The sequence below is a fragment of the Microvirga sp. P4_G7 genome, assembly GCF_056401005.1.
In genome coordinates, this window is sequence record NZ_JBFUKD010000146.1 from 1 (window position 1) to 7152 (window position 7152).

The window sequence follows — 7152 nt, forward strand, 5'->3', positions numbered from 1 at the left end:
GCTCACCAGCATTGGTGGGCGGCTCTTCCGAGCCTTCCCAGGATCTCGATCATCGAGGCGTGGGGCGCCGGGCCGGCGCTGGCCGTTCAGCTCGTCGTCTTTGCGCTCATCGCGGGCGTGACGGTGATTCTCGAAAAGCGCCGCCATGGCACCCTCGTGACTGCTGATCCCTCTCCGCGCGCCGGGCTCGCCCGGTTCCTTCGTGGTCCGTGGCCGCTCGTTGCCGGCGCCATCGCCCTTGCGCTCCTCAACTTCGTCACGCTCGCCCTCGCGGGTCGCCCATGGGGAATTACCTCGGCCTTCGCCTTGTGGGGCTCGAAGATCGCCAACGGCATCGGATTCGACGTCGCGAGCTGGCCTTATTGGTCGACGCCCGCCCGACTCGCCGAATTGAACGGCAGCGTGCTCAACGACGTCACTTCCGTGATGGATTTCGGCATCATCGTCGGCGCGCTCCTCGCCGCCGCGCTCGCTGGACGATTCGCCCCGACATGGTCAGTCCCCTTGCGATCGGCCGTGGCGGCCATCATCGGTGGCCTCCTCTTGGGGTACGGCGCCCGGTTGGCCTATGGCTGCAACATCGGAGCCTATTTCTCGGGCATCGCCTCCGGATCGCTGCACGGCTGGGTTTGGCTCGTGGCGGCTTTCTTCGGCAACCTTCTCGGCACCGCGTTCCGGCCCTATTTCGGCTTGGAGGTCGAGCGGACTCCTAAGCTCACCGGATGCTGATCGATAAGGGCGCTCGCAAGGGCGCTCTTTGTCGTTGCTAGATTAAGCTTGGCCTTTTCCGTATCGCGATAGATATCATTGGTGCTCGAACGCACCGCGCTTAAACTTTCCGCAAAGGAAAATACTGGTTCTGACACGATAGAATGTAGCATTTTCCCGGAACTTCCATTATGAAATGGGAGACCGAGACGCCAAATGTTGACGGAATCATCATGGACCAGCCGCGAGAGCCCCTTTTGACCTCAGATGCCGGCAAGCTTGTCTCGAAAGCGGTCGGCATGACGCGGAACGCCATGGGAAGTGAAGCTGGCAAAGCGCTTCAGGCAGCCATCGCCAAAGGGCCCGACGGATTGATCCAGCATCTCTCCGGCGTCGCCGAAAAACACGCCCCCGATCCCCTCGTTCAGGCTCGGATACGGCTCGCCGAGCAAAATCAGAACTTCGACACGATGCGCACGGCGATCGCCAAGATCGGCCATTCGCTGGAAGGCGTGAACGGGCCGGTAGACGCTCCCGGGCGTCACATCCATGTCACCGACCTCTTGAATGCCCAGGCAGAAGCCATCCAGGGCCTCACGCTTCTCGTCTTGAAGGGGCAACAGGTTCAAGGCGAATTGATCAATGCCATCGACGGGCAGGTTCGGCACGCACCACGGGCGGGAATGCCGAAATGGATCTACTACATGATGGGCGCCATGATGGTCTGGAGCTTCCTCGGCGTGTTCTGGAGCATGGTGTTCTAGAAGCACCCCGGCCAAAGGCCTCCTCGCCCGTCGAGCGGTTGCCTGAGCAGGCCGCATTCCGTAACGTTCTTCCGACTCCGCAATTCCCCCGATCTTTGGGACCGACTTATGTTTGACGCCAAGAAACTTCTCGATGCCCTCGGCACCCCTGCCAGTGCGTCTGCAGCTGCACCCGCGCCGGAACCCGTCGCCGAGAAGAAGGCAGAATCAAAGCCCGCGCATCCGCTGGGGGCCGGCACCTTGCTGAGTGACCTCATCGGCATCGCCAACCAGCCGAGCCCGGTGCCGGCCGCCGATAAGACCGATACCGCTGCTCCACCGCCGAAGCCGGCGGCAAAGCCTCCGTCGGATCTGACGGATCTCGTTCTCGGCCGGGCACAGGATTATCTGCGCTCGCCGCAAGGCAACGCCGCGATGAATGCCATCGTTCTGGGTGTCACCAAGGCCGTCGCGAACTCCGAAACCGGCCGAAAACTCGCCGAATCCGCGAAGACCAAGGGCACCGCCCTGTTCAATCGCTTCCTCAACAAAGGAAGCAGCCGGCCACTCATCGACGCTCAACCGGTCCCGGTTCTGGCCGCGCCGCCTGCCGTTCCCGCTCTCGCGCCACCCGCCGAGGACACATCGGGGGCGGCGCAGACCGCGCTACTCGTCGTCCGGGCGATGATCGCAGCTGCAGCCTCGGACGGTGTCATCGACGCGGGTGAGCGCGAGCGCATTCTCGGCTCCCTGCAAAAAGCGGGTACCGCCGGCACCGGTGTTCAGCTCGTCGAGGCGGAGCTTGCGCACCCAGCAAGCGTTGCCGAACTCGCCGCCGCGGCGACGACGCCGGACATGGCGCTACAGGCTTACATGGCCGCAAGGCGCGTCATCACACCGAACGCCATCGAAGAACGGATTTTCCTCGCTCATCTCGCAGGCGCATTGAAACTCGATCCGCGCGTCGTCGCGCAGATCGACGCTGCGGCCGCCGGCTAAGTCGCTTCAGCGGGCGAAGAGAGACGGGTCTTTCAGTTTCAATGCCTGAACCAGAGCGAGAGTTTTGAGATCCATGATCGCGTTGTCGGCGAGCATCTGATCGAGCTCGCGATAAGTGATTTCGAGGACTTCGATGTCCTCGTGTTCGTGGCTCAAACCGCCGCCCTCCGCGACGCGGTCCGCATGCGTGTACGGCGCCAGAAAAAGATGGACATACTCCGTCGTCGCGCCCGGCGCCGACCAGCCGCCGCCGATGGACTCGAGGGTGTCGATGCGAACGCCCGCCTCCTCCATCGCTTCGCGTCGTGCACAGGTTTGCGGATCTTCGCCGTCCAACAATCCCGCGATTGTTTCGAGGAGCGTGTCAGGTCCGCGATCGAAAGCCACGGCGGCGCGATACTGGCGAATCAGAATCACCGTTTTGCGATCATTGTCGTACGGAAGCACCGCGGCCGCGTGACCATTGTCGCCGATTTCGCGCGTCATCGTACGCCCGTCGGGCATCGTAATGTGCAATTGCAGAACCTTGCGCCATCCGGAAAACAGCGACGTCACTTTGTCGATTCGATATGTGGCCACGGCGTCTTGCTGCCCCGAACTTGCTGCCCCGAAATGGTCAAGCTTCATTGTTATGGAATCCGCTGCTGCGTGACTAGCAGCGCAATTCGCCAAGCCACAACAGATTTAAGAGCCACAACAGATTCGCAAGTCACAACCGTTTCGCGCGTACATGCAAATGACGCGCACTCGATGGGTTGYCACACCCCCCATTCCTCTGAGAGGAAGAGCGCGCTAACACCCTGATTCGTTTCGCAAATTTTTCGACGTTATAACGCCTTCTTCGACGCCCTGTTGCTGATCACGAACGCGTTTGCGCCGAACCGAGACGCCATTCTGGCGTTCTCCATTGTGCATCCCTGCCCGAGGACGATCGATGACAGGACGAAATACGACAATCGATTTCTGGCGCGGCTTCGTCCTCGTCGCGATCTTCGCCAATCACATTCCCGGCAATCTCATCGAGCACCTGACGCCACGAAACTACGGATTTTCGGACGCCGCCGAGGCATTCATTTTCATATCGGGGCTCGCCGCTGCGCTCGTGTACTATCCGAAGATTCCGCAGCGTGGATTACTCGACATCGCCAAGCGATGCGTGTTGCGATCATTCCAGCTCTACAAGACGCATCTTATTTTGACAGCCGCCGCAATCGCGCTGTTCTCGATCGGCTACGAACTGAGCGATGACATCGGCTTGATCGAAGCCGATGGACGCGACGCTGTGTTCGGCAACACTGCGAAGGGCATCACCGGCATTCTGCTGCTCGGTCACCAGCTCGGCTATTTCAACATTCTGCCGCTCTACATCGCGCTGATGCTGTGGGCGCCGATCGCGCTGGTGTTGGCGCGGGTGCATGTGGCCTTGGCCCTCGCGGTGTCGGCTGCGATCTATGCTTTTGCGCGCGCCGGAATTCTCGTTCTCCCGAGCTGGCCCGAGCCTGGGACGTGGTTTTTTAATCCGTTCGCGTGGCAATTGCTGTTCACGATCGGCATCGTGCTCGGCGTCGTCCTGAGCCATCGTCGCCCGGCCTATCATCGCTCGCTCTTTGCATTATCGCTCGCGATCCTCGCCGTGGCTTTCACGGTCATGACCAATGCGCTCGGCCTGGTCCCCGACCTGTTCGACCAGACGTTCAACTACCTCGATCTGACGAAGCAGGACCTCGGTGTCGGGCGGCTCGTGCATTTCCTGGCGCTCGCCTATGTCGTTTCCGAGCTCCGCCTCGCCCGCATCCTGAAGCCCACCATCGTCGCTCCTGACCTGATGCGCCTTGGCCGCAACGGCCTGCCTATCTTTGCCGTGGGGTCGCTTCTGAGTGCCCTCGGGCAGGTCATTATGACGCTGACGGCCGTCAAGTCGTCCGCTAGTCCGCACCTGATCGGCATGATATTCACCATTCTTGGCGTGTTCGGTCTCTTTGCTCTGGCGCGATACCTCGAATGGAACAAACCCAAATCCGCAGGCTCTCAAAAGGGTCGCGCAGAACGTCTCGGTCTGTCTTCAGCCTCCCCAGGATAGCATTCGCAGTTGGTCTCATCGCCGCCTGCGGCGCGCCCCGTATGGCGAGCGCGGCGGAAGTAGGCTGCCCGACGGTGCCGGGTATCTTCACAGCACGAGGCGAATTCAGGGCACTGGCTGCCAAGCTTGTGCGCAAGGCTCCCATTCGCATCCTCGCCATCGGCTCCTCCTCGACCGAGGGCTACGGCGCGTCGTCTCCGAGCCATTCCTACCCGGCGCAGCTCGAACAGGAACTCTCGAAAGCTTGGAAGACGCGCATCAGCGTCGTCAATGCGGGGAAGGGCGGGGAGACCGCCATCGAAACCATCGGCAGGCTCGAGGCGGCGCTTGCGGAAGACAAGCCGGATCTGGTGATTTGGCAGGTCGGCACCAACGACGCCGTCAAGGGCATCGATGAGGGCGCTTTTCGCGCCCTGGTCGAGCGCGGCGTTGAAGCCAGCGAGAATGCCGGCGTCGACATGATGTTCCTCGATCAGCAATATTTCCCGACCATCAAGGATCCGGCGCGGTACGAGCGCTTCGTCGCGGCTTTGAACACAATCGGCGACGAACACAGGATTTCCGTGTTTTCGCGCTATGCGCTGATGAAGCAATGGAACGCGCAATCCCACGACGAACTGCGCGCGATGCTGTCCGCCGACGGGTTCCATATGGGCGATCGTGGCTACGATTGCCTGGCGGACCTCGTCTCCGACGAAATCGAGGTGTCGGTTGCGCGCTCGGTGAGGCTCGCGAAGGCCGTCGCCGACGTCACGGGCCGTTAACAGGACGGCAACGCCTCCGGCCCAGCATGGCGCACATGATCGCTCATCGATTCGAGGCTGCCCATGGCCGATAGGCGCCGCCTGTCTTTCAAGGATGTTCTGACCGACGGACGCATCGCCCTGATGCTACCGCTCGGGTTCTCCTCTGGCCTGCCCTTCCTCCTGGTGTTCAGCACGCTTTCGGCGTGGCTGCGGGAAGCGGGCATATCGCGCACCGAAATCGGCATGTTGAGCTGGGTTGCGCTCGCCTATTCGCTGAAATTTCTCTGGGCGCCCATCGTCGATCGCTACGACGTGCCTGTTTTGTCGGACCTTCTCGGGCGACGGCGCGGTTGGATGGCACTGTCGCAAATCATGACGGCTATCGGCCTTGCCGGCATCGCACTCGGCAACCCGACGACCAGCCTTCCCTTGACCATTGTTGCCGCGTTGCTCGTGGCCTTTTCATCGGCGACGCAGGATGTCGTGATCGACGGTTGGCGCATCGATGCCGCTCCGACCGAGCGCCAGGGTATGATGGCGGCCGCACTTCTGCTCGGCTATCGCCTCGCTCTGATCTGCGCGGGGGCCGGGGCTCTCTACATCGCCGAGTTCGTCGATTGGCGGAGCGCTTATCTGAGTATGGCCGCCTTGATGTCGGTCGGGCTCGTGGGCACGCTTCTCGCGCCACGCCTCGACGAGGGTCCTGCGCGCAAGCACGCGTCCTTCGGCGCCGCGATCATCGAGCCGCTGGCTGATCTGTTTCAGCGCAAGGGCCTGATGCTGATCCCGATCCTGGCGCTGATCGCCTGTTTCCGCCTGCCGGACTTCGTCGCGGGCGTGATGGCGAATCCGCTTTACATCGACCTCGGCTTCTCGAAGGCCGACATCGCCAACGTCTCCAAATTGTACGGCGTCTGGATCGGCATTTTCGGTGCTTTCGCCGGCGGCCTCGCGTTGACCCGTCTCGGAATGTGGTGGACGCTATTCATCGGCGCGTTCGTCGCCGCCTCCTCGAACCTGATGTTTTCGTGGCTCGCCGCGGAAGGCGCGCGCATGGACCTTCTGATCCTCTCGATCAGCGTCGACAACTTCGCATCGGGCTTCGCCGGCTCGGCCCTCGTCGCCTACATGTCGGGTCTCACCGCGCCGGGTTTCGCCGCCACGCAATACGCCCTGTTGAGTTCGCTCTATGCGCTGCCGGGCAAACTCATCGGCGGTGCTTCGGGCGCGGTAGTGGATGCTTACGGCTATCCGCTCCTGTTCACCGGAACGGCGGCGATCGGCATTCCGCTGGTGATCCTATGCTTCGTCGTGCGGCGCGATACGCTCGAAACGGAGAAAGCGAAGCGAGACAAGGCAGCCGCGAGCGAGTCGGCAACCGTGCCCGCGACAGCCTAGAAAGCTTGGTCTTTCCACCGCACTGATTTAGTGATAGATTGTTACAAAAAAGCGGAGGACTTCATGCGGCGATTTTGGGCGGCCTTTGTTGCAGGATCATTTCTTTTCGCTGGGACAGCTTTTGCGCAGAGCCTCGACGAGAAGACGCGCTACATCATCGAACAGGGCAATGCCGAGCAAGGCTTGGTTGCGGGGTTCAATGCGATGCGGCCTCTCCTCATCCAGCAGATTCAACGCGCCTCGCCGAAGATCACGCCGGAACTCGCCGATCATATCAGTGACCTAGCGCAAGAAGAGCTCGTCGCTTTGAAACCGCAGGTGGTCGATTTCATCACCGGTTACTACAAGCGGAAATTCACGCCGGACGAGATCAGCGCACTCTACGATTTCTACCAAACGCCGATCGGCAAGAAGGTCGCACTCAAGATAAACGAAGTCGGCGCAGGCCTTCTCACCGAATTGCAGGGCTTCATGATGA

Annotated in this window: 8 protein-coding genes; 7 read left to right on the forward strand and 1 reads right to left on the reverse strand. The window is 61.4% G+C overall.

Annotated elements, in window-relative coordinates:
* The 3 genes from AC1DT3_RS08830 to AC1DT3_RS08840 form a co-directional block, all read left to right on the forward strand.
* A partial coding sequence (locus AC1DT3_RS08830; RefSeq protein WP_477464883.1) for a YeeE/YedE thiosulfate transporter family protein occupies positions 1–729 on the forward strand: 729 nt, incomplete at its 5' end.
* Between the two features lie 212 nt (positions 730–941).
* Complete coding sequence (locus AC1DT3_RS08835; protein ID WP_477464884.1) at positions 942–1472, forward strand: hypothetical protein; 531 nt, start codon at positions 942–944, stop codon at positions 1470–1472.
* A 108-nt stretch (positions 1473–1580) separates the two neighbouring features.
* A complete protein-coding gene (locus tag AC1DT3_RS08840; protein ID WP_477464885.1) occupies positions 1581–2450 on the forward strand; it encodes a DUF533 domain-containing protein in 870 nt (289 codons plus the stop codon).
* Between the two features lie 6 nt (positions 2451–2456).
* Here the strand turns inward: AC1DT3_RS08840 and AC1DT3_RS08845 are convergent, their stop codons facing one another.
* The gene (locus tag AC1DT3_RS08845) at positions 2457–3029 is read right to left on the reverse strand and encodes an NUDIX domain-containing protein (RefSeq protein ID WP_477464886.1); all 573 of its coding nucleotides are present in this window, start codon (positions 3027–3029) and stop codon (positions 2457–2459) included.
* 355 nt (positions 3030–3384) lie between these two features.
* Here AC1DT3_RS08845 and AC1DT3_RS08850 point away from each other — a divergent pair, with 355 nt between their 5' ends.
* From AC1DT3_RS08850 to AC1DT3_RS08865, 4 genes are all read left to right on the forward strand, one after another.
* Positions 3385–4530, forward strand: coding sequence for an OpgC family protein (locus AC1DT3_RS08850; protein WP_477464887.1), 1146 nt, complete (start codon positions 3385–3387; stop codon positions 4528–4530).
* Positions 4531–4571: 41 nt separating this feature from the next.
* The gene (locus AC1DT3_RS08855; protein WP_477464888.1) at positions 4572–5294 is read left to right on the forward strand and encodes an SGNH/GDSL hydrolase family protein; all 723 of its coding nucleotides are present in this window, start codon (positions 4572–4574) and stop codon (positions 5292–5294) included.
* 63 nt (positions 5295–5357) lie between these two features.
* A complete protein-coding gene (locus AC1DT3_RS08860) occupies positions 5358–6674 on the forward strand; it encodes an AmpG family muropeptide MFS transporter (protein ID WP_477464889.1) in 1317 nt (438 codons plus the stop codon).
* Between the two features lie 63 nt (positions 6675–6737).
* Positions 6738–7152: DUF2059 domain-containing protein (locus tag AC1DT3_RS08865; RefSeq protein WP_477464890.1), on the forward strand; the 415-nt coding region annotated here is incomplete at its 3' end.

Bases quoted from the DNA above. Each gene is read 5' to 3' on its own strand.
- AC1DT3_RS08835 (WP_477464884.1), top strand. From the start codon at position 942: ATGGACCAGCCGCGAGAGCCCCTTTTGACCTCAGATGCCGGCAAGCTT.
- AC1DT3_RS08840 (WP_477464885.1), top strand. From the start codon at position 1,581: ATGTTTGACGCCAAGAAACTTCTCGATGCCCTCGGCACCCCTGCCAGT.
- AC1DT3_RS08850 (WP_477464887.1), top strand. From the start codon at position 3,385: ATGACAGGACGAAATACGACAATCGATTTCTGGCGCGGCTTCGTCCTC.
- AC1DT3_RS08855 (WP_477464888.1), top strand. From the start codon at position 4,572: ATGGCGAGCGCGGCGGAAGTAGGCTGCCCGACGGTGCCGGGTATCTTC.
- AC1DT3_RS08860 (WP_477464889.1), top strand. From the start codon at position 5,358: ATGGCCGATAGGCGCCGCCTGTCTTTCAAGGATGTTCTGACCGACGGA.